Origin of the sequence: Mycobacterium sp. (assembly GCF_965230835.1) — a bacterium.
Taxonomy (GTDB): Bacteria; Actinomycetota; Actinomycetes; order Mycobacteriales; family Mycobacteriaceae; genus Mycobacterium.
The window spans coordinates 4794147-4817124 of record NZ_CBDDLW010000002.1 but is presented as its reverse complement, the minus strand read 5'-3'; the positions used below and the strand labels follow the sequence as shown (position 1 = coordinate 4817124).

Annotated in this window: 6 protein-coding genes; 5 read left to right on the top strand and 1 reads right to left on the bottom strand. The window is 63.7% G+C overall.

The annotated features are described in order from the left end of the window. Position 1: 1 nt before the first annotated feature. Complete coding sequence (gene rbpA, locus ACO07W_RS21930) at positions 2-346, bottom strand: RNA polymerase-binding protein RbpA (protein ID WP_421845663.1); 345 nt, start codon at positions 344-346, stop codon at positions 2-4. 161 nt (positions 347-507) lie between these two features. Between rbpA and ACO07W_RS21925 the strand changes: the two genes are divergently transcribed. From ACO07W_RS21925 to eccCa, 5 genes are all read left to right on the top strand, one after another. Further along, the gene (locus ACO07W_RS21925; RefSeq protein ID WP_421845662.1) at positions 508-867 is read left to right on the top strand and encodes a hypothetical protein; all 360 of its coding nucleotides are present in this window, start codon (positions 508-510) and stop codon (positions 865-867) included. A 398-nt stretch (positions 868-1265) separates the two neighbouring features. Beyond that, entirely contained in the window at positions 1266-13835 is a 12570-nt protein-coding gene (locus ACO07W_RS21920) for a type I polyketide synthase (protein ID WP_421845661.1), read from the top strand. Positions 13836-13860: 25 nt separating this feature from the next. Further along, complete coding sequence (locus tag ACO07W_RS21915; protein ID WP_421845660.1) at positions 13861-16548, top strand: sugar epimerase family protein; 2688 nt, start codon at positions 13861-13863, stop codon at positions 16546-16548. Positions 16549-17064: 516 nt separating this feature from the next. Next, entirely contained in the window at positions 17065-18585 is a 1521-nt protein-coding gene (eccB, locus tag ACO07W_RS21910; RefSeq protein WP_421845659.1) for a type VII secretion protein EccB, read from the top strand. Beyond that, a complete protein-coding gene (gene eccCa, locus ACO07W_RS21905; RefSeq protein WP_421845658.1) occupies positions 18582-22757 on the top strand; it encodes a type VII secretion protein EccCa in 4176 nt (1391 codons plus the stop codon). The genes eccB and eccCa overlap by 4 nt, the downstream gene beginning before the upstream one ends. Positions 22758-22978: the final 221 nt, after the last annotated feature.

Sequence of the window (22978 nt, the reverse complement as noted above, 5' to 3'; positions counted from 1 at the left end):
GCTAGCTGCCGCCTCCGCGGCGGCGTGACCTGATCAGATCGAGGCGTTCTTTGAGCAGCTCCTCAAGCTCTTCTACCGAACGGCGCTCCAGAAGCATGTCCCAGTGCGTTCGGGGCGGCTTGACCTTCTTCTGCTCGGGCAGGTCACCTTCGATCAAGGTGCCCTCCATGCCGTTGCGGCATAGCCAGGTGCCGGGGATCTCGGCGTCGTCGGCGAAGGGAACCTCGAACTCCTCACCGTTGTCGGTGCGGTACTTGGCGAGCTGCCGCGGCGCGAGGTCGTGATTACGATCGGTTTCATAGCTCACGGCTCCGAGGCGGCTGCCCCGCAGGACGCGATCGGCCATAAAAGCTACTCCTTTTGTGTCCTGTGAGTTGCTCGGCTTCAGTACCGGCGATTCTCTCCGCTTAGCAAACGTTGGAACGGTCGTCTTAGTTCCCGGGCCAGCTGTTCATCATACTCGTGTCGCGGACTGGAAATGGCCCAAGCCGACTAGAGTCGATAGTCGTGACCCGTCGAGCCCGACCTCAGCCGTGTCGTTGGTGTGGTCGGGATGTGAGTGACGTGGGAACGGGCCGGCGCCGCCAGTACTGCCGGCAGTCGTGTCGGCAGCGCGCCTATGAGCAGCGAGCCATGATGACGCGGGGCGCCGCGGGGACATCGCTGTCGCTGCCGGCGGATGCGGTGGTGTTGTCGGCCGAAGAGGCGGCAGACCTATCCGATCGTCTGTACCAAGTGCGATGTGCGGCAGAGGACGTAGCGACCGCACTCGACGAAGGGGCTAAGGAAGCCGAGCTGCGTGACTTGTGCGACACCCTGTTGCGGACCGCCAGGGCCGCCGACGGCTGGCGTCGGGTGGGCGTCTAGTCGGGGCGTCCGTCGCCGTTTCTGTATCGCTGACCCACGCTGACATGCGGCCCAAGCATCACATTGCTCTGACGGGTACAGTCGCGCCATGGACGGGTGGCCGGGCGTACAGCTGTGTCGCCGTGGCCGCATCGGGCGGTCGATCCAGTCGATGGATTATTCGGACGCCTTGGCAAGACGCCGTTCCGGCTGCAGGCCCCGGGAGTAGGCGTTTTGAAATCCTGCCGGAGTTGGCGATACTCACCAGCGACATTCTTGGGTCGGAGACCGGCACGGCGTTGGTCGAAGAATCGGCGAACTCGCTTTGGGCATCAACTTGCGCGACTCGGCGCGAGCCGCATCCGGCAGTCAGGACGGTCTCAAAAAGCGGCCATAGGTGAGGGTAGGCGAGGGTAGTCATGGTTGATCAACTCCAGCATGCGACTGAAGCGCTGCGCAAAGCGCTGGTCCAGGTTGAACGCCTGAAGCGCAGCAATCGTGCGCTGCTGGAGCGGTCGAGTGAGCCGATCGCGGTCGTGGGGATGTCGTGCCGCTTCCCGGGTGGGGTGGATTCACCGGAGGCGTTGTGGCAGATGGTGGCCGATGGTCGGGACGTGATGTCTGAGTTTCCCGCCGATCGTGGCTGGGACCTGGCTGGGTTGTTCGACCCGGATCCTGACGCGCGCCACAAGTGCTACGTGCGCACCGGTGGCTTTGTCGATGGGGTCGCCGACTTCGATCCGGCTTTCTTCGGAGTGGCGCCCAGCGAGGCCCTGGCGATGGACCCGCAGCATCGGATGCTATTAGAGCTGTCGTGGGAGGCGTTGGAGCGGGCCGGGATTGATCCTGGCGGGTTGCGGGGTAGCGCCACCGGAGTGTTTGCCGGACTCATCGTCCAGGGCTACGGAATGTTGGCCGAGGAGATCGAGGGCTACCGGCTGACTGGCATGACCTCGAGTGTGGCCTCCGGTCGGGTGTCGTATGTGCTGGGGTTGGAGGGCCCGGCGGTGTCGGTGGATACGGCGTGTTCGTCGTCGTTGGTGGCGTTGCATATGGCGGTGCAGTCGTTGCGTTCGGGCGAGTGCGATCTGGCCCTGGCCGGCGGGGCAACGGTAAATGCCACACCGACGGTGTTCGTGGAGTTCAGTCGGCATCGCGGGTTGGCGCCAGACGGGCGCTGCAAGGCGTATGCGGGGGCAGCCGACGGGGTCGGCTGGTCCGAGGGTGGCGGGATGCTGGTGGTGGAGCGGTTGTCGGATGCGCAGCGGTTGGGTCATCCGGTGTTGGCGGTGGTGCGGGGTTCTGCGGTTAATCAAGATGGTGCGTCTAATGGGTTGACTGCGCCTAATGGTCCGTCGCAGCAGCGGGTGGTGCGTGCGGCGTTGGCTAATGCGGGGTTGTCGGCGGCTGAGGTCGATGTGGTGGAGGGCCACGGGACTGGGACCACGTTGGGTGATCCGATTGAGGCTCAGGCGTTGTTGGCGACCTATGGGCAGGATCGTGGTGGCTCGGGTGGGTCGGGAGAACCGCTGTGGTTGGGGTCGATTAAGTCGAATATGGGTCATACGCAGGCCGCTGCGGGGGTGGCGGGTGTGATGAAGATGGTTTTGGCGATGCGTCATGAGGTGTTGCCGGCGACGTTGCACGTGGATGAGCCCAGTCCGCATGTGGATTGGTCGGCGGGTTCGGTGGCGTTGTTGACTCAGCCGCGGGAGTGGCCGGCGGGGGGTGGGGTGCGGCGTGCGGGGGTGTCGTCGTTTGGGATTAGTGGCACGAATGCGCATGTGATTGTGGAGGCTGCGCCGGTGGTGGCGCGTGGTGGTGAGGTGGTTGGGCCGTCGGTGCCGGTGGTGCCGTGGGTGGTGTCGGCTAAGTCGGTTTCGGCGTTGGGGGCCCAAGCTGCTCGGTTGGCGCGGTATGTGGGTGAGCGGCCTGAGCTTGATGTTGCTGATGTGGGTTGGTCGTTGGCGGGGCGTTCGGTGTTTGAGCATCGGGCGGTGGTTGTCGGTGGTGATCGGCAGCGGTTGCTGGCTGGTTTGGCGGAGTTGGCCGGTGATGATTTGGGTTCTGGTGTGGTGCGCGGTATCGCGCAGCCTGCGGGTAAGACGGTTTTCGTTTTCCCCGGCCAAGGCTCCCAATGGCTGGGCATGGGGGCCGAATTGCTTGATGCGGCACCGGTATTCGCTCAGCACATAGACGAGTGCGCAAAGGCGCTATCGGAATTCGTCGACTGGTCTCTTACCGATGTACTGCGCGGAGTTCCCGGCGCCCCGGAACTCGATCGCGTAGATGTTGTGCAACCCGCGTTGTTCGCGGTTATGGTCTCGCTGGCCGGCTTGTGGGATTCGGTCGCTGTGCGTCCCGATGCTGTGATTGGCCATTCCCAAGGCGAAATCGCTGCCGCATACATCGCCGGTGCTTTGTCTTTAAGCGATGCCGCGCGGGTGGTCACGCTGCGTAGCAAATTGCTGAGGGCATTGACGGCCCCCGGCGGCATGGTGTCAATCGCGTGCAGTGCCGAGCATGCGCGCGAATTATTGGCATCTTTTGGCAATCGGGTCGGTGTGGCGGCAGTCAACGGCCCTTCAGCGGTTGTGGTGTCAGGCGAAGTCGCCGCCCTGGAGGAACTGATTCAGCTGTGCGCTGGCCAGAATCTGCGCACTCGGCGGATCGAGGTGGACTACGCGTCGCATTCGGTTGAGGTCGAGGCAATTCGCGGCGAGCTCGTCGACGTATTGTCCGGCATCGAGCCGCGTTCCTCCCGCACCGCTTTCTTCTCCACAGTGACCGGAACCCGCTTGGACACAGCAGGTTTGGATGCTGACTACTGGTACCGCAACATTCGTCAGACCGTTCGTTTCGATCAGGCGGTGCGCAGCGCGTGCGAAAGCGGGTACCGCACTTTTATCGAATCCAGTCCGCACCCTGCGCTGATCGCCGGTATCGAGGACATCGTCAGCGACTTTGGGACCAGTGATGACGGTGACCCGCAAACCATAACTGCCATCGTCGTTCCCACTCTCGGCCGTGAAGACGGCGGACTCCAGCGGTTTCTCATGTCGGCCGCCTCGGCGTATGTAGCGGGCGTGGGTGTCCAGTGGCGCGGCGCGCTGGATGGGGCTGGCTTTGTCGAGCTGCCGACGTATGCTTTTCAGCGGCGGCGGTTTTGGCTCTCTGGCGACGGGATCGCCGCCGATGCGACCGGTCTGGGGCTGGCGACTACTGAGCATGCGTTGCTTGGCGCGGTGGTCGAGTTGCCGGCCTCCGGGGGTGTGGTGCTGACGGGCCGGTTGTCGCCCGGTGCGCAGGGATGGTTGGCCGACCACGCCGTGTCCGGCGTGGTGATGTTCCCGGCCGCGGCGTTTCTGGAGTTGGCGATCCGCGCTGGCGACGAAGTCGGCTGTTCGGTGGTCGACGAGTTGACGTTCCAGGCGCCATTGCCGTTACCGCCGGGTACTTCTGGTGGACTGAGCTCGGTCGCGATTCAGGTGATCGTGGGCTCCGCTGAAGAATCGGGCCGCCGCAGCGTTTCGATCTTTTCACAGGCAGATGCCAGTTCCGGTTGGATATGCCACGCCGAGGGCACGCTGAATTCGGGGCCGGTCGAGCCGAGTGCGGATATGTCGACGTGGCCACCCGTAGGTGCGGTCGCGGTGGACACAACCGATGGTTACGAGCGGCTGGTGGCTCGCGGATACGGCTATGGCCCGGCGTTTCGTGGGCTGACCGCAGTGTGGGCCCGCGGTGACGAGCTGTTCGCCGAAGTCACTTTGCCCGATGCAGCCGGCGGTGTTCGCGGGTTCGGTGTGCATCCAGCGCTATTGGATGCGGCGTTGCATGCCGTACTCATCACTAGCGAGACGTCCGAACTGATGCTGCCGTTCTCCTGGCAAGGTGTTTCCCTCCATGCGGCCGGCGCCTCGGCGGTACGGGCGCGGATCGCGCCGGCGGGTCCTGCGTCGGTGTCAGTCGAGCTAGCCGATGGGCTGGGGCTACCAGTGCTCTCGGTAGCTTCGCTGATGGCCCGCCCGGTGAGCGAACAGCAATTGCGGGCCGCGGTCTCGGGCTCGGGCCCCGACCGGATCTTTGAGGTGGTCTGGACCCCCGCGGCGCCAGCCGCATCGGCGGCGTCCACCCCGGCGCCGTCGTATGAGGTATTTGAGTCGTTTACGGCCGGGGAGGATCCGCTAGCAGAAAGCCATCAGCGCACCCATGAGGCACTCGCCGTCGTGCAGTCGTGGTTGACCGAGCGCGAAACCGGAGTATTGGTGGTCGCTACCCGCGGCGCAGTGGCGTTGGCCGGTGAGGATGTCACCGATTTGGCTGGTGCGGCGGTGTGGGGTTTGGTGCGGTCGGCGCAGACGGAGAATCCCGGCCGGATCGTGTTGGTCGACTCCGATGCCGTGCTGGATGATGCTACTGCGGCGGCGGTCTTGGCGGTTGGCGAGCCGCAGGTGCTGTGGCGTGCCGGGCAGGTGTATACCGCACGGGTTCAGGTGTCTCGCGATACCGACGACGTTTTGGTGCCCCCGGATGAGGGTCCGTGGCGTTTGGGTTTGAGTAGTGCGGGCACCTTCGAAAACCTCGTGCTGGAGCCAGTTCCCAATGCCGACGCGCCGTTGGAGCCCGGGCAGGTTCGGGTTGCGTTGTCGGCGATTGCGGCGAACTTCCGCGACGTCATGATCACACTGGGCATGTTCACTCACGACGCATTGCTCGGCGGCGAAGGAGCCGGTGTAGTCGTCGAAGTCGGCCCGGAGGTCACCGAATTCAAGGTCGGTGATTCGGTGTTCGGATTCTTTCCGGACGGCAGCGGCACGCGGGTCACCGGTGACGTTCGTTTGTTGCTCCCCATGCCCGCCGACTGGTCATACGCCGAAGCCGCTGCCATATCAGCGGTTTTCACCACCGCGTACTACGCTTTCGTGCACCTTGCTGACGTGCAGCCGGGGCAGCGGGTGTTGGTGCATGCTGCTACTGGTGGGGTGGGTATGGCTGCGGTGCAGTTGGCGCGGTATTTGGGGTTGGAGGTGTTCGCTACCGCTAGTCGCGGTAAGTGGGGCACTTTGCGGGCCATGGGTTTTGATGACGATCACATTGGTGATTCGCGTAGTTTGGAGTTTGAGGACAAGTTCCGGTCGGTCACCGGTGGGCGTGGCGTGGATGTGGTGTTGGATTCGCTGGCCGGTGAGTTCGTGGATGCTTCGCTGCGGTTGGTCGCTGCGGGTGGGGTGTTTTTGGAGATGGGCAAGACCGACATCCGCGATCCTGGGGTGATCGGGCAGGAATATCCGGGTGTTCGTTATCGCGCCTTCGACCTCTTCGAACCCGGTCGTCCCCGCATGCATCAGTACCTGCTTGAGCTCGCTGAGCTTTTCGATGCGGGTGTGTTGCGGCCGTTGCCGGTGACGACGTTTGATGTGCGGCGGGCGGCTGCGGCGTTGCGGTATTTGAGTCAGGCGCGTCATGTCGGCAAAGTCGTGATGAGGATGCCGGGTGCGTGGGCGGCGGGCACTGTGTTGGTGACCGGTGGTACGGGTATGGCGGGTTCGGCGTTGGCGCGTCATGTGGTGGTTCGTCATGGTGTGCGTCGGCTGGTGTTGGTGAGTCGACGTGGTCCGGATGCGCCGGGGGTTGGTGATCTGGTGGCCGAGTTGGGGGCTGCTGGTGCGCAGGTGCAGGTGGTGGCTTGTGATGCGGCTGATCGGGCGGCGTTGGCGAAGGTGGTTGCTGATGTGCCGGTGCAGTGGCCGTTGTCTGGGGTGATTCATGCTGCGGGGGTGCTTGATGATGCGGTGGTGACATCGTTGACTCCGGAGCGGGTGGATGCGGTGTTGCGGGCGAAGGTGGATGCGGCGTGGAATTTGCACGAGTTGACCCGCGATTTGGATGTGAGTGCGTTTGTGTTGTTTTCGTCGATGGCCGTGTTGGTGGGCTCGTCGGGGCAGGGCAACTATGTAGCGGCTAATTCGTTCCTGGATGGGTTGGCTGTGCATCGGCGGTCGCATGGGTTGCCGGCGATCTCGTTGGGGTGGGGGTTGTGGGAGCAGGCCAGCGACATGACCGGGGGACTAGACAGCGCCGACCTGGCTCGGCTGGGCCGCGGTGGAGTCTTGGCGATGTCCTCCGCGGAGGCGCTGGACCTGTTCGACACCGCAATGATTGTCGACAAACCCTACTTAGCGCCGGCCCGCATCGACCTGACCGCACTGCGGGCTCAAGCAGTAGCGGTACCACCGATGTTCACCGACCTGGTCAACGCGCCCACGCGGCGGCAGGTGGACGACTCGCTGGCGGCTGCGAAGTCAAAATCGGCGCTGGCGCAACGTCTGCATGGGTTGCCTGAAGCAGAACAGCATGCTGTCCTGCTGGATCTGGTGCGCTCGCACATCGCCACCGTGCTGGGCAGCACCAGCCCTGAAGCGATCGACCCCGACAAAGCGTTTCAAGATTTGGGTTTTGACTCGCTGACCGCAGTCGAGATGCGCAACCGGCTCAAATCCGCTACCGGCCTGGCGCTTTCCCCGACACTCATCTTCGACTACCCGACGCCCAATGGCCTGGCCAAATATATTCGCATCGAATTGGCCGGAGCCCCAGAAGAAGTCAAGCACACACCGGCGGTACGGGACACGAGCGACGATCCGATCGCGGTCGTGGGGATGTCGTGCCGCTATCCGGGTGGGGTGGATTCACCGGAGGCGTTGTGGCAGATGGTGGCCGATGGTCGGGACGTGCTGTCTGAGTTTCCCGCCGATCGTGGCTGGGACCTGGCTGGGTTGTTCGATCCGGATCCTGATGCCGGGGGCACCTGCTATACGCGCACCGGTGGCTTCGTCGATGGGGTCGCCGACTTCGATCCGGCTTTCTTCGGAGTGGGGCCCAGCGAGGCCCTGGCGATGGACCCACAGCAGCGCATGTTCCTCGAACTCTCCTGGGAGGCGTTGGAGCGGGCCGGGATTGATCCTGGCGGGTTGCGGGGCAGCGCCACCGGCGTGTTCTCCGGGGTGATGACGCAGGGCTACGGGATGTTCGCGGCCGAACCGGTAGAGGGCTTCCGGCTGACTGGCCAACTGTCGAGTGTGGCCTCCGGTCGGGTGTCGTATGTGCTGGGGTTGGAGGGCCCGGCGGTGTCGGTGGATACGGCGTGTTCGTCGTCGTTGGTGGCGTTGCACATGGCGGTGCAGTCGTTGCGTTCGGGCGAGTGCGATCTGGCCCTGGCCGGTGGGGTCACTATCAACGCCACGCCCGACATCTTCGTGGAGTTCAGTCGATGGCGCGGGTTGGCGCCAGACGGGCGCTGCAAGGCGTATGCGGGGGCAGCCGACGGCACTGGCTTCTCCGAGGGTGGCGGGATGCTGGTGGTGGAGCGGTTGTCGGATGCGCAGCGGTTGGGTCATCCGGTGTTGGCGGTGGTGCGGGGTTCTGCGGTTAATCAAGATGGTGCGTCTAATGGGTTGACTGCGCCTAATGGTCCGTCGCAGCAGCGGGTGGTGCGTGCGGCGTTGGCTAATGCGGGGTTGTCGGCGGCTGAGGTCGATGTGGTGGAGGGCCACGGGACTGGGACCACGTTGGGTGATCCGATTGAGGCTCAGGCGTTGTTGGCGACCTATGGGCAGGATCGTGGTGGCTCGGGTGGGTCGGGAGAACCGCTGTGGTTGGGGTCGATTAAGTCGAATATGGGTCATACGCAGGCCGCTGCGGGGGTGGCGGGTGTGATGAAGATGGTTTTGGCGATGCGTCATGAGGTGTTGCCGGCGACGTTGCACGTGGATGAGCCCAGTCCGCATGTGGATTGGTCGGCGGGTTCGGTGGCGTTGTTGACTCAGCCGCGGGAGTGGCCGGCGGGGGGTGGGGTGCGGCGTGCGGGGGTGTCGTCGTTTGGGATTAGTGGCACGAATGCGCATGTGATTGTGGAGGCTGCGCCGGTGGTGGCGCGTGGTGGTGAGGTGGTTGGGCCGTCGGTGCCGGTGGTGCCGTGGGTGGTGTCGGCTAAGTCGGTTTCGGCGTTGGGGGCCCAAGCTGCTCGGTTGGCGCGGTATGTGGGTGAGCGGCCTGAGCTTGATGTTGCTGATGTGGGTTGGTCGTTGGCGGGGCGTTCGGTGTTTGAGCATCGGGCGGTGGTTGTCGGTGGTGATCGGCAGCGGTTGCTGGCTGGTTTGGCGGAGTTGGCCGGTGATGATTTGGGTTCTGGTGTGGTGCGCGGTATCGCGCAGCCTGCGGGTAAGACGGTTTTCGTTTTCCCCGGCCAAGGCTCCCAATTGCTGGGCATGGGGATGGGGCTACACGCCGGGTATCCCGTGTTCGCCGAGGCGTTCAACACTGTTGTGGCCGAATTGGATCGTCATCTGCTGCGCCCACTGCGTGAAGTGATCTGGGGCCACGACGAAAATCTTTTAAACACAACCGAATTTGCGCAGCCAGCACTATTTGCAGTAGAGGTTGCGTTGTACCGGTTGCTGGAATCGTGGTCGGTAAAGCCCGATTTTGTGATGGGCCACTCAGTGGGGGAGTTGTCTGCTGCACATGTCGCCGGCGTTTTGTCGTTGGAGAACGCTGCAGTGCTGGTTGCCGCCCGCGGCCGGCTGATGCAAGCCCTACCGTCGGGCGGGGCGATGGTCGCCGTGCAGGCTACCGAAGACGAGGTGCGTCCTCTGCTGAGCCCCGAGGTCGGTATAGCTGCGATCAACGGTCCCGCTTCGGTGGTGATTTCGGGTGCCGAAGACGCGGTGGTGGCCGTCTCCGACCGCTTCCGGACAGACGGGCGCAGAGTTCACCGGTTAGCGGTTTCTCACGCGTTTCACTCTCCGCTGATGGAACCGATGATCGACGAATTCGCCACGGTGGCAAGTGAGCTGTCAATCGGGGAGTCCAACATCGCGATCATCTCGAACGTCACTGGGCAGCTGGCGGAGGAGGATTTCGCGTCGCCAGCCTACTGGAAGCGGCATGTTCGGGAAGCCGTACGGTTCGCCGACAGTGTTCGCTACGCGCAATCGGCCGGTGCACGTCGATTCCTTGAAGTAGGCCCCAGCAGCGGCTTGACTGCCTCGATCGAAGAGTCGCTGCCTGATGACGGGACGACGCAACCTGTTGTGACCATGTCGGCGCTGCGAAAGGACCGTCCAGAGCCGACGACATTGACGAACGCCGTTGCCGAGGCGTTCGTCGCGGGCTCCGAGGTGGATTGGCGCGCCGTTCTGGGACAGGCGAATTTCGTCGAACTGCCGACGTACGCCTTTGAGCGGAGGCGGTTTTGGCTGTCGGCTGATGGGGCCGCCGCCGATGCTGCCGGCTTGGGCCTAGCGGCTAGCGAGCACGCGTTGCTGGGCGCGGTGGTCGAGCTGCCGGCCTCCGGGGGTGTGGTGCTGACTGGTCGGCTGTCGCCAAGCGTGCATGGCTGGCTGGCCGACCACGCCGTCGGCGGCGTGGTGATTTTCCCGGGGGCCGGGTTCGTGGAGATGGCGATTCGTGCCGGCGACGAAGTGGGCTGCGGGGTTGTCGACGAACTCACTCTGGCTGCCCCGCTGGTATTGCCGGCACCGGGATCGGTTGCGGTGCAGGTCGTTGTGGGCAACGCCGATGAGTCGGGCGCTCGGGCGGTATCGGTGTATTCACGCGCTGACGCGGGGTCCGATTGGTTGCTGCACGCCGAGGGTGTACTGGGCGTTGGGTCCACGGAGCCGTCGGTGGATATGTCGGCCTGGCCGCCGGTCGGAGCTGTTCGAGTGGACGTGGCCGACGGTTACCAGCAGTTGGCTGACCGCGGCTACGGCTACGGTCCGGCGTTTCGGGGATTGACCGCGATGTGGCGTCGAGGAGATGACGTCTTTGCCGAGGTGGAACTGCCGGCGGACACTGGGGTGTCGGCAGCCGGGTTTGGTGTTCATCCGGTGATGCTGGACGCGGCATTGCATGCGGTGATTCTGGCGGCCGAAAGCGCAGAGATTGCTGACAACTCGGTTTTGGTTCCGTTCTCCTGGCAGGGCGTTTCCCTGCATGCAGCCGGCGCGTCAGCGGTTCGAGCGCGAATCTCGCCGATCGGACCCTCTGCGGTCTCCATCGAGTTGGCCGACGCGATGGGCCTGCCGGTGCTTTCGGTAGCTTCGATGATCGCTCGGCCCGTCACTGACCAGCAGTTGCGTGCTGCGGTCGCCGGGTCGGGTCCGGACCGATTGTTCGAGGTGATCTGGTCACCGCAGCCGTCGGCCGCGGTCGAGCCGGTAGCAGTGCGCGCCTGGGGTACACCGGAGCTAGAGGCCGAGGCCGTGTCGGGAATGTCGGCGCAGCTGTTCGAGTCCGCTCCGGCTGCCGGTGACGTCGTGGCCGACGTATATGCGGCCACCCGTTCGGTGCTAGAGGTGCTGCAGTCGTGGTTGGCCAGCGAAGGCGCAGGGATGCTCGTGGTGGTCACCCGCGGCGCAGTGGCGTTGGCCGGTGAGGATGTCACCGATTTGGCTGGTGCGGCCGTGTGGGGTCTGGTGCGGTCGGCGCAGACGGAGAATCCCGGCCGGATCGTGCTGGTTGATGCGGATGCGGCCCTTGACGATGCTGCGGTAGCGGCGCTGGTCGGGGCCGGCGAGCCGCAGGTGCTGTGGCGTGCCGGGCAGGTGTACACCGCGCGGGTACATGGCAGCCGTGCTGTTGGCGGCGTGTTGGTGCCCCCTGGCGAGGGTCCGTGGCGGTTGGGTTTGAGCAGCGCGGGTACGTTCGAGAACCTGCGGCTGGAGCCGATTCCCGACGCCGATGCGCCGTTGGAGCCCGGGCAGGTTCGGGTTGCGTTGTCGGCTATTGCGGCAAACTTCCGTGACGTCATGATCGCACTCGGTCTCTACCCTGATCCCGATGCCGTGATGGGTGTCGAGGCTTCTGGCGTTGTCGTCGAAACAGCCACCTCCAGTGCTGCGGCCCACGGTGGTTTCTCGGTTGGGGATCGGGTGATGGGCTTGTTCCCGGACGGCACCGGCACGGTTGCTGTCACCGATCACCGGCTGCTGGTCCGCGTACCGGCGGGATGGTCGCACACCGCCTCCGCGACGACGTCGGTGGTTTTCGCCACCGCGTATTACGCGCTGATGGATCTTGCTGACGTGCAGCCGGGGCAGCGGGTGTTGGTGCATGCTGCTACTGGTGGGGTGGGTATGGCTGCGGTGCAGTTGGCGCGGTATTTGGGGTTGGAGGTGTTCGCTACCGCTAGTCGCGGTAAGTGGGGCACTTTGCGGGCCATGGGTTTTGATGACGATCACATTGGTGATTCGCGTAGTTTGGAGTTTGAGGACAAGTTCCGGTCGGTCACCGGTGGGCGTGGCGTGGATGTGGTGTTGGATTCGCTGGCCGGTGAGTTCGTGGATGCTTCGCTGCGGTTGGTCGCTGCGGGTGGGGTGTTTTTGGAGATGGGCAAGACCGACATCCGCGATCCTGGGGTGATCGGGCAGGAATATCCGGGTGTTCGTTATCGCGCCTTCGACCTCTTCGTAGCGGGCCCGGACCGTATTCAGCAAATCCTCACTCAGCTCGCTGAGCTGTTCGATGCGGGTGTGTTGCGGCCGTTGCCGGTGACGACGTTTGATGTGCGGCGGGCGGCTGCGGCGTTGCGGTATTTGAGTCAGGCGCGTCATGTCGGCAAAGTCGTGATGAGGATGCCGGGTGCGTGGGCGGCGGGCACTGTGTTGGTGACCGGTGGTACGGGTATGGCGGGTTCGGCGTTGGCGCGTCATGTGGTGGTTCGTCATGGTGTGCGTCGGCTGGTGTTGGTGAGTCGACGTGGTCCGGATGCGCCGGGGGTTGGTGATCTGGTGGCCGAGTTGGGGGCTGCTGGTGCGCAGGTGCAGGTGGTGGCTTGTGATGCGGCTGATCGGGCGGCGTTGGCGAAGGTGGTTGCTGATGTGCCGGTGCAGTGGCCGTTGTCTGGGGTGATTCATGCTGCGGGGGTGCTTGATGATGCTGTGGTGACATCGTTGACTCCGGAGCGGGTGGATGCGGTGTTGCGGGCGAAGGTGGATGCGGCGTGGAATTTGCACGAGTTGACCCGCGATTTGGATGTGAGTGCGTTTGTGTTGTTTTCGTCGATGGGCGGGTTGGTGGGCTCGTCGGGGCAGGGCAACTATGCGGCGGCTAATTCGTTCCTGGATGGGTTGGCTGTGCATCGGCGGTCGCATGGGTTGCCGGCGATCTCGTTGGGGTGGGGGTTGTGGGAGCAGGCCAGCGACATGACCGGCGGATTAGCGACGGTCGATTTCGCGCGGTTCGCTCGTGACGGTGTCGAGGCGATGTCCTCCGCGCAGGCGCTGGACCTGTTCGACACCGCGATGATTGTCGACGAACCGTTCATGCTGCCCGCCCATATCGACTTCGCAGCGCTGCGGGTCAAATTCGAGGGTGGCACGTTGCCTCCGATGTTCGTGGATTTGATCAACGCGCCCACGCGGCGGCAGGTGGATGACTCGCTGGCGGCTGCGAAGTCAAAATCGGCTCTGTTGCAGCGTCTGGAAGGGCTGCCGGAAGACGAGCAACGTGTCATCTTGCTGGATCTGGTGCGTTCGCACATCGCCACCGTGCTGGGGATTACCAGCCCTGAAGCGATCGACCCGGACCGGGCGTTCCAGGAGTTGGGTTTTGACTCGCTGACCGCAGTCGAGATGCGCAACCGGCTCAAATCCGCTACCGGCCTGGCGCTTTCCCCGACACTCATCTTCGACTATCCCAACTCGGGTGCGCTGGCTGGATATATGCACGCGGAACTGCTGGGTGAGTCACTGCCGAGCGCTCCGGCCGCGGCGCCGGGCGAAGCCGAACTGCAGCGAGTTGTGGCATCCATTCCGGTCAAACGTCTTCGTCAGGCAGGAGTGCTGGACCTCTTGCTCACGTTGGCCAACGAAAGCGACGGCAACGGCCAGAGGGCGGCGCTGGCGGGGACCGTTGAGCAAGATATCGCCGACATGGACCTCGACGACCTGGTCAACGCGGCGTTCCTGGACGACGACGAGTAGACGCGAGCGGCAGCGAGGTTAATCAGTGAAGATCGCGGTTACCGGGGCTAGCGGCGTGCTTGGCCGTGGCCTGGTTTCGCGATTGGTCAGCGGGGGGCATGACGTCACTGGCATTGCTCGGCGTCGACCCGAAAGCTGGTCTAGCAAAGCGCACTTCATCGCCGCCGACATCCGGGACGCAGCCTCGGTCAGGCGTGCGGTTGCCGGTGCGGATGTGGTCGCACACTGTGCATGGGTCAACAGCCCCGGTGCGGACCACCGGACCAGCCAGCAGGTGAATGTCGAAGGCACGCGCAATGTCTTAGAGGCGATTGCCGACACGGCAACCCGACGCCTTGTATTTGCTTCTTCGGCGCAGGTATATGGCGCGTCGGGTGAGGCGCTGGCGACTGAGAGTGCCCAGATGACGCCGGTATCTACCGACGGCAAGTACAAAGCTCGGGTTGAGGCGATGCTGGCGGAATCCTGCGCGCATTGGGTCGCGATTCGCCTTGCGCGCATCGTTGGGCGAAGCGTCGACGACGCATTGCTCCGGCTGCTGGCGTTACCAGTGTTTCCCGACATTGATGGCGCAGCAGATCGTCTCGTGCAAGTCGTCCATACCGACGACGCGTTGCGGTTGTTTGTCCGTGCGGTCGTGGATCCCGGAATTGGCACTGGTCCGGTCAATCTCGCTGCCCCAGGCACGTCGTCGCTTCGCCAGATCGCCGCTGCACTCAGGCGGCCGATTGTGCCGGTGGGCTGCGGGCTGGCTGGCGTTGGCCGTCGTTTGGCCTCGTTCGCCAAGTTCGAGTTGCTATCGAGGACTGCGGTGATGGATACCACGCTGCTTCGCGACGAGTGGGGATTCCGCTCGGCGTGGAACGCCGACGAATGCGTCGAAGATCTCACACTGGCGGTGCGCGGCCGCGTCTCATTGGGCAAGCGCATGCTTGTACTGCCGTGGCGGCTGGCCTCCATTCAGGATCTTCCTGCCGTCGACAGCCCGGCCGAGGACGGCGTGAGTCCCAGGCTGGCCGGACCAGAAGGCGTCAATGGTGAGTTCGATACCCCTATCGACCCCCGATTTCCGACCTTTTTGGCCACCAATTTGTCGGAGGCGCTGCCCGGGCCCTTTTCGCCGTCGTCGGCCTCGGTGACGGTGCGCGGTCTGCGCGCCGGCGGCGTGGGGATTGCCGACCGGCTCAGACCCGGCGGAGTGATCCAGCGCGAGATCGCGATGCGCACCGTTGCGGTTTTCGCCCACCGACTGTATGGGGCAATTACTTCGGCACATTTCATGGCCGAAACTGTTCCCTTCGCCAAGCCCGCGACGATTGTCAGCAACAGCGGTTTTTTCGGCCCCAGCATGGCCTCGCTCCCTATCTTCGGGGAGGAGCGACCGCCGTCGGAAACCAACCGCGTCCGCAGGCACCTGCGCACTGTGCGCAACATCGGCGTATTCGGGATCAATCTGTTGGGTCTGTCCGCCGGCTCGCCACGCGACACCCAAGACTTCATGGCTGATGTCGATCGTCTGGAAAAACTGGCCGGCGAAGATGTCACGGCCCTGGAAAGTCGTCGCCTGCTCAGCCTGATCTTGTTGGCCCGCGACCACGTTGTGCATGGCTGGTTGCTGGCATCCGGATCGTTCATGTTGTGCGCTGCGTTCAATGTCTTGTTGCGCGGCCTGAGCGGACGAGATACTTCTCCAGCGGCTGGGCCGGAATTGGTCAGTGCGCGGTCGGTAGAAGCGGTGCAGCGGCTGGTGGAAGCTGCCCGGAGCGACCATAGAGTGACCCGTGTGCTGGCTGAACCCGGTGAGCGCCTTGACAAGCTGGCTGTCGAGGCGCCGGAGTTTCATGCCGCGGTCTTCGATGAGCTGGCGTTGATCGGTCACCGTGGTCCAGCGGAGGTCGAGATGCTGGCAACCAGTTACGCTGACGATCCCGAGCTGCTGGTGCGGATGGTTACCAAAGCGTTGACTACGCTGCCGCCGCCCGGGGCGTCCGAGCCCAGCCATTCAGCTATCCCATTGCGACCCAGACCGGTGGCGCGGCTGGCCGCGCGCCAACTCCGGGACCGCGAAGTCCGCCGCGACAAGATGGTGCGTGCCATCTGGGTGCTGCGCGGTCTGCTGAGGGAGTACGGGCGCCGGCTCACCGACGCCGGCGTTTTCGCTGTTGCCGACGACGTGTTCTACCTGTTGGTCGACGAACTTGACGCACTGCCAGCCGACGTTTCGGCGGTGGTGGCTCGGCGCCGAGCTGAACAGCACCGGCTTGCTGGGGTGGTACCGCCCACTGTCTTCAGTGGGAGTTGGCAGCCGACGACGCTATCGCCATCGGTCCTCGCCGATGGGGACACTATGCGCGGGGTCGGAGTCTGCGGTGGTCGGGTCCGGGGCCGGGTCCGGATCGTCCATCCGGAGACCATCGATGACCTCCAGCCTGGCGAGATCCTTGTCGCGGAGGTCACCGATGTGGGCTATACCGCTGCCTTCTGCTACGCGGCAGCGGTAGTAACCGAGCTAGGCGGCCCGATGTCGCATGCCGCCGTGGTGGCGCGTGAATTCGGGTTCCCCTGCGTAGTTGACGTAGCGGGGGCCACACAGTGTCTGCCCCCAGGAGCGCTAATTGAAGTCGACGGGACGACCGGTGAGATCCAGGTGCTCGAACTGGCGCCCGAAGACGGTCCGCCACCACCGGTTGTCGACCGACGATGGGATGTATAGCGCGCTCTTACGCGTCGGCCCATCTGGAGCACGCCGACGGCGAGATCACCGATGATGACTGACGTGACCGACCCGCATCGCCCCGCGACTGGACCATGGCAAGCCGACCATCGAGCTGCTACTGCGGCCAGCGGCGAAATCGACGGTGATCCGCGCGTTTACCGGTGAATATTGGCGACATCTCGGTGGCCAAATCCGGGTACTCGGTGGCGATGCTGAATCGCTCGGCAAGTTCGACCGGCGAAGGCGCCAGCGCAGTCTATTGCCCATCTCGCGCCCGGTTTCTGCTGGACGACTCCGGGGATTGTCGAGCGATCTGAGGGTTCACTGAGCCGACTTGGCTGTTCACAGCTACGATGTTTGTTGCAGACATGACGAATACTCGGGGGGATTCGGTGGGTCGGCGCCACGTGGCGCGGTCCGTGCGGGTGCCTTACGGTTATCGACGTGACTTGCGCATTGTCAAATATCCAGACCGATACCCAGGCGCTTTGACAGACCGGATGGTGAACTAACGTGGCGAACGAGAGCCGCGGACAGCGGGGGTCGGGTTACGGCCTCGGGTTGTCGACGCGGACCCAGGTAACCGGCTACCAGTTCCTTGCTCGTCGAACGGCGATGGCGTTGACTCGCTGGCGCGTCCGAATGGAGGTTGAGCCGGGCCGGCGTCAGACGTTGGCGGTGGTGGCATCGGTGTCCGCGGCGTTGGTGATCTGCCTCGGGGCCCTGCTGTATTCCTTTATCAGCCCGGCCGGCCAGATAGGGGAGTCGCCGATCATTGCCGACCGCGACTCCGGGGCGCTCTATGTTCGGGTGGGCGACACGCTCTACCCGGCTTTGAATCTGGCGTCGGCGCGGCTGATCACCGGTCGGTCGGACAATCCGCACAAAGTGAAGGCAAGCAAGATCCGGGAGCTCCCGCACGGTCCGCTGGTGGGAATCCCGGGTGCGCCGACAGAATTTTCTCCAACGAGCCCGTCGGCGTCTTCGTGGCTGGTGTGCGACACCGTGGCAACGTCGTCGGGCGTCGGTTCCCCGCAAGGAGTGACGGTGACGGTGATCGACGGCAAACCCGATCTCACCGCTCATCGGCGAATATTGGACGGGTCGGATGCGGTGGTGTTGAGCCACGCCGGGAGTGCTTGGGTCATCCGGGACGGACGTCGGTCAAAGATTGATGCGACGGACAGAGCGGTGCTGTTGCCGCTCGGGTTGACTCCGGAACAGGTCAGCCAGGCGCGGCCGATGAGCCATGCCCTCTTTGACGCGCTGCCGGTCGGCCCCGAATTGCTGGTGCCAGAGGTGCCAAACGCAGGGGAAAAGGCGAAGTTTCCGGGAGCGCCCGGCCCCGTCGGCACTGTGATCGTCACGCCACAGATCAGTGGGCCGCAACAGTATTCGCTGGTTTTGCTCGATGGAGTGCAAACAATGTCGCCGTTGGTGGCCCAGATCATGCAGAACGCTGGCAGTTCGGGCAACGTCAAGCCGGTGACCGTGGAGCCCTACATGTTGGCGAAGATGCCCGTGGTCAACAGGCTGGATCTTTCGGCGTATCCAGATGCCCCGCTGAACGTGGTGGACATTCGCGAGAATCCGTCGACCTGCTGGTGGTGGGAACGCACCGGTGGCGAAAGTCGCTCCCGTGTCCAGGTGGTCTCCGGGCCGACCCTTCCGGTCGCGCCGGGCGACCTCAACAAGGTGGTCGAGCTGGTCAAGGCCGATCTCTCCGGTCGCCAAGCGGACCAGGTTCTTTTCGGTCCCGATTACGCGAATTTCGTGGCCGTCACCGGCAACCATCCGGCGGCCCAGACCACCGAGTCGCTGTGGTGGCTTACAGATGCGGGCGCGCGGTTCGGTGTTGACGACACCAGGGAAGCGCGCGAAGCACTTGGTTTGACGATGTCGCCGAGTCTGGCCCCGTGGGTGGCGCTGCGGTTGCTGCCGCAGGGCCCAACGCTTTCCCGAGCGGATGCATTAGTAGAGCACGACACCCTTCCTATGGATATGACCCCTTCAGAGTTGGTGGTACCGAAGTGAAACGTGGTTTTGCACGGCCGACACCAGAGAAAGCCCCGGTAATCAAGCCGGAGAACATTGTTCTGCCGACGCCGTTGAGTATCCCCCCGCCGGAGGGTAAGCCGTGGTGGCTGATCGTGGTCGGCGTCGTGGTGATCGGCCTGCTGGGCGGCATGATCGCGATGACCTTCGCCAGCGGCTCACATGTGTTCGGGGGTGTCGGCTCGATATTCCCGATCTTCATGATGGGCGGAATCATGATGATGATGTTCCGCGGGATGGGCGGCGGCCAGCAGCAGATGAGCCGGCCGAAATTGGACGCGATGCGCGCGCAGTTCATGTTGATGCTGGACATGCTGCGTGAGACGGCGCAGGAGTCGGCGGACAGCATGGACGCCAACTACCGGTGGTTCCATCCGGCGCCGGCGACACTGCCGGCAGCCGTGGGATCACAGCGGATGTGGGAGCGGAAGCCTGATGGCAAGGACCTCAACTTCGGGGTAGTCCGGGTCGGCGTAGGAATGACTCGTCCTGAGGTTACCTGGGGTGAGCCCCAGAATATGCCGACTGATATCGAACTGGAGCCGGTGACCGGCAAGGCGCTTCAGGAATTCGGGCGCTACCAAAGCGTCGTATACAACTTGCCGAAGATGATTTCGCTGCTGGTTGAGCCGTGGTACGCCCTTGCGGGGAGCCGTGAGCAAGCATTGGGTTTGATGCGGGCGATCATCTGCCAGCTGACGTTCTCCCATGGCCCCGACCATGTGCAGATGGTCGTGGTTAGTTCCGATTTGGAGGAATGGGAATGGGTGAAGTGGCTTCCGCATTTCGGTGATTCGCGGCGCCACGATGCGGCAGGCAACGCGCGGATGGTTTACAGCTCGGTCCGCGAGTTTGCCGCTGAGCAAGCAGAACTGTTTGCCGGTCGCGGGTCATTCACGCCTCGGCATGCCAGTTCTTCGGCGCAGACACCGACGCCTCATCACGTGATTATTGCCGATGTCGAAGATCCGCAATGGGAGTACGTGATCAGTTCCGAAGGCGTCGACGGCGTGACCTTCTTCGATCTGACCGGATCGTCGATGTGGACCGATGTCCCAGACCGCCTGCTGCAGTTTGATGAGACGGGCGTGATTGACGCGCTGCCCCGGGACCGCGATACGTGGATGGTGATTGACGAGAAGCCGTGGTTCTTTGCGCTCACCGACCAGGTCAGCAGAGACGAAGCAGAAGAGTTCGCACAGAAGCTGGCGCAGTGGCGGCTTGCCGAGGCGTACGAAGAAATCGGCCAACGGGTAACCCACATCGGTGCCCGAGACATCATGGCCTACTACGGTATTGACGATCCCTCGGCGATCGACTTCGAGGCTCTGTGGAGCGGCCGCAGTGACTCGATGGGTCGTTCGCGACTGCGGGTGCCGTTCGGCAACCGGTCTGACAACGGTGAGCTGCTGTTCTTGGACATGAAGTCGCTGGACGAAGGCGGCGACGGCCCGCACGGCGTGATGTCCGGAACAACAGGTTCTGGTAAGTCCACGCTGGTGCGAACCGTGATCGAATCGCTGATGCTCGGTCATCCGCCGGAAGAGCTGCAGTTTGTTCTCGCCGACCTCAAGGGTGGTTCGGCGGTCAAGCCCTTCGCCGGGGTACCGCACGTGTCGCGGATCATCACAGACCTCGAAGAAGACCAGGCGTTGATGGAACGCTTTTTGGACGCGCTGTGGGGCGAGATTGCACGTCGTAAAGCGGTGTGCGACAACGCCGGTGTCGACGACGCCAAAGAGTACAACGCGGTACGGACAAGGATGAGGGCGCGTGGGCAGGATATGCCACCGCTGCCGATGCTCGTCGTGGTCATTGACGAGTTCTACGAATGGTTCCGCATCATGCCAACGGCGGTCGATGTGCTCGACTCAATCGGTCGGCAGGGCCGCGCCTACTGGATCCACCTAATGATGGCTTCGCAAACCATCGAGAGCCGAGCTGAAAAGCTCATGGAGAACATGGGCTACCGCTTGGTGCTGAAAGCCCGCACCGCCGGGGCGGCGCAGGCGGCTGGCGTGCCAAACGCGGTCAACCTTCCTGCCCAGGCCGGGTTGGGCTACTTCCGGAAGAGTCTTGAGGACGTCATCCGGTTCCAGGCCGAATTCCTGTGGCGGGACTACTTCCGTGGCATCACCATCGACGGTGAAGAACAGCCAGCGCTGGTGCACAGCATCGATTACATTCGCCCGCAGTTGTTCACCAACTCGTTCACCCCTCTCGAGTTCAGTGTGGGCGGACCTGAGATCGACGAGGTGGTTGCCTATTCGAATGGCGAGTTGATGCAGTCCGAGGAACCCGCGATCGATCCGGGTGACGAGGATGACGAGGATGACGCGGTCAGGACGCCGAAGGTCGGGACAGTGATCATCGATCAGCTGCGCAGGATCAAGTTCGAGCCGTACCGGCTATGGCATCCGCCGTTAACTGTGCCTGTGGCCATCGATGAGATGGTCAACCGCTTCCTTGGCCGGCAGTGGCAAAAGGACTACGGATCCGCGCAGAATTTGGTGTTTCCGATCGGTCTGATCGATCGCCCGTACAAGCATGACCAGCCGCCGTGGACTGTGGACACTTCTGGGCCCGGCGCGAACGTGCTGATTCTGGGTGCTGGCGGCTCGGGCAAGACCACGGCTCTGCAGACACTGATCTGCTCGGCCGCGTTGACCCACACTCCCGAACAGATTCAGTTCTATTGCCTGGCCTACAGCAGCACCGCGTTGACGACGGTGGCTCGATTGCCTCACGTGGGTGAAGTTGCAGGACCCACCGATCCTTACGGTGTGCGCCGCACGGTGGCCGAATTGCTGGCCCTGGTGCGTGAGCGCAAACGAAGCTTCCTCGAGTGTGGAATCGCGTCGATGGAAATGTTCCGGCGTCGCAAGTTTGGCGGTGAGGACGGCCCGGTACCCAACGACGGATTCGGCGATGTCTACCTGGTAGTCGACAACTACCGGGCACTGGCCGAGGAAAACGAGGTGCTGATCGAGCAGGTCAACGTGATCATCAACCAGGGCCCATCGTTCGGTGTGCACGTGGTGGTCACCGCCGATCGCGAATCGGAGCTGCGACCGCCGGTGCGCAGCGGTTTCGGTTCCCGGGTCGAGCTGCGGTTGGCGGCGGTGGAAGACGCCAAGCTGGTGCGCTCCCGGTTCGCCAAGGATGTTCCGGTTAAGCCGGGACGCGGCATGGTTGCGGTCAACTACGTTCGACTCGATGCCGATCCACAGTCTGGCCTGCACACCTTGGTGGCTCGGCCAGCGCTGGCCAGTACAGCTGACAATGTCTTCGAGTGCGACAGTGTCGCCGCGGCTGTCGGCCGCCTCACTACCGCCGAGGCGCCCCCCGTGCGGCGGTTGCCGGCGCGATTCGATGTGCAACAAGTACGGGAGTTGGCCGCCCGGGATACGCGCCAGGGGGTTGGCGCCGGCGGAATCTGCTGGGCGATATCGGAATTGGATTTGCAGCCGGTCTACCTCAACTTCGGTGAGAACGGGCACTTGATGGTGACGGGCAGGCGCGAATGCGGACGCACCACAACGCTGGCGACGATCATGTCCGAGATCGGTCGGGTTTACGCGCCTGGCGCAAGTACTATGCCTGCCGCCTCAGGGCCTTCGGCGCAGGTTTGGTTGGTTGACCCGCGTCGTCAGCTGTTGACCACGCTGGGCTCTGACTATGTAGAGAAATTCGCCTACAACCTTGATGGCGTCTCCGCGATGATGGGGGAACTGGCAGCGGTTTTGGCTGGCCGCGAGCCGCCACCCGGTTTATCCGCGGAGGAGCTGCTGGCACGGTCGTGGTGGAGTGGTCCGGAGATCTTCTTGATCGTCGACGACATTCAGCAGCTGCCGCCGGGATTCGATTCGCCCCTGCAGAAGGCTGCGCCCTGGGTCACTAGGGCAGCAGACGTTGGGCTGCACGTGATTGTTACGCGCACGTTCGGCGGCTGGTCCTCTGCCGGCAGTGACCCGGTGTTGCGGGCACTGCACCAGGCAAATGCTCCGTTGCTGGTAATGGACGCCGATCCCGATGAGGGCTTCATTCGGGGCAAGATGAAGGGCGGTCCGCTGCCGCGCGGTCGGGGCTTGCTGATGGCTGAAGACACCGGCGTGTTCGTGCAGGTGGCAGCGACTGAGTTGCGCCGTTAGCCCGCGCTGCACCGACGATTTTTTGAGTGTGAAGGATTTTCACGCGAACTGATTCTTCGTTCATGAGATTCGAAGATTCCTTGAACGCGCATTTTCTCTGACTGCGCTTTTATTCGCGGCGGTGCCGTCGTCCGCTCCCGTTATGGAACCTGCTGTTCAAGCGGACCGTTGAATCCGGCTGCCGGCTGTGTCAGCGGGGTTGCGTTGGCGCTGGTGACGAA

Coding starts and splice junctions, on each gene's coding strand:
- rbpA (WP_421845663.1), bottom strand. CDS start 346: ATGGCCGATCGCGTCCTGCGGGGCAGCCGCCTCGGAGCCGTGAGCTAT.
- ACO07W_RS21920 (WP_421845661.1), top strand. CDS start 1,266: ATGGTTGATCAACTCCAGCATGCGACTGAAGCGCTGCGCAAAGCGCTG.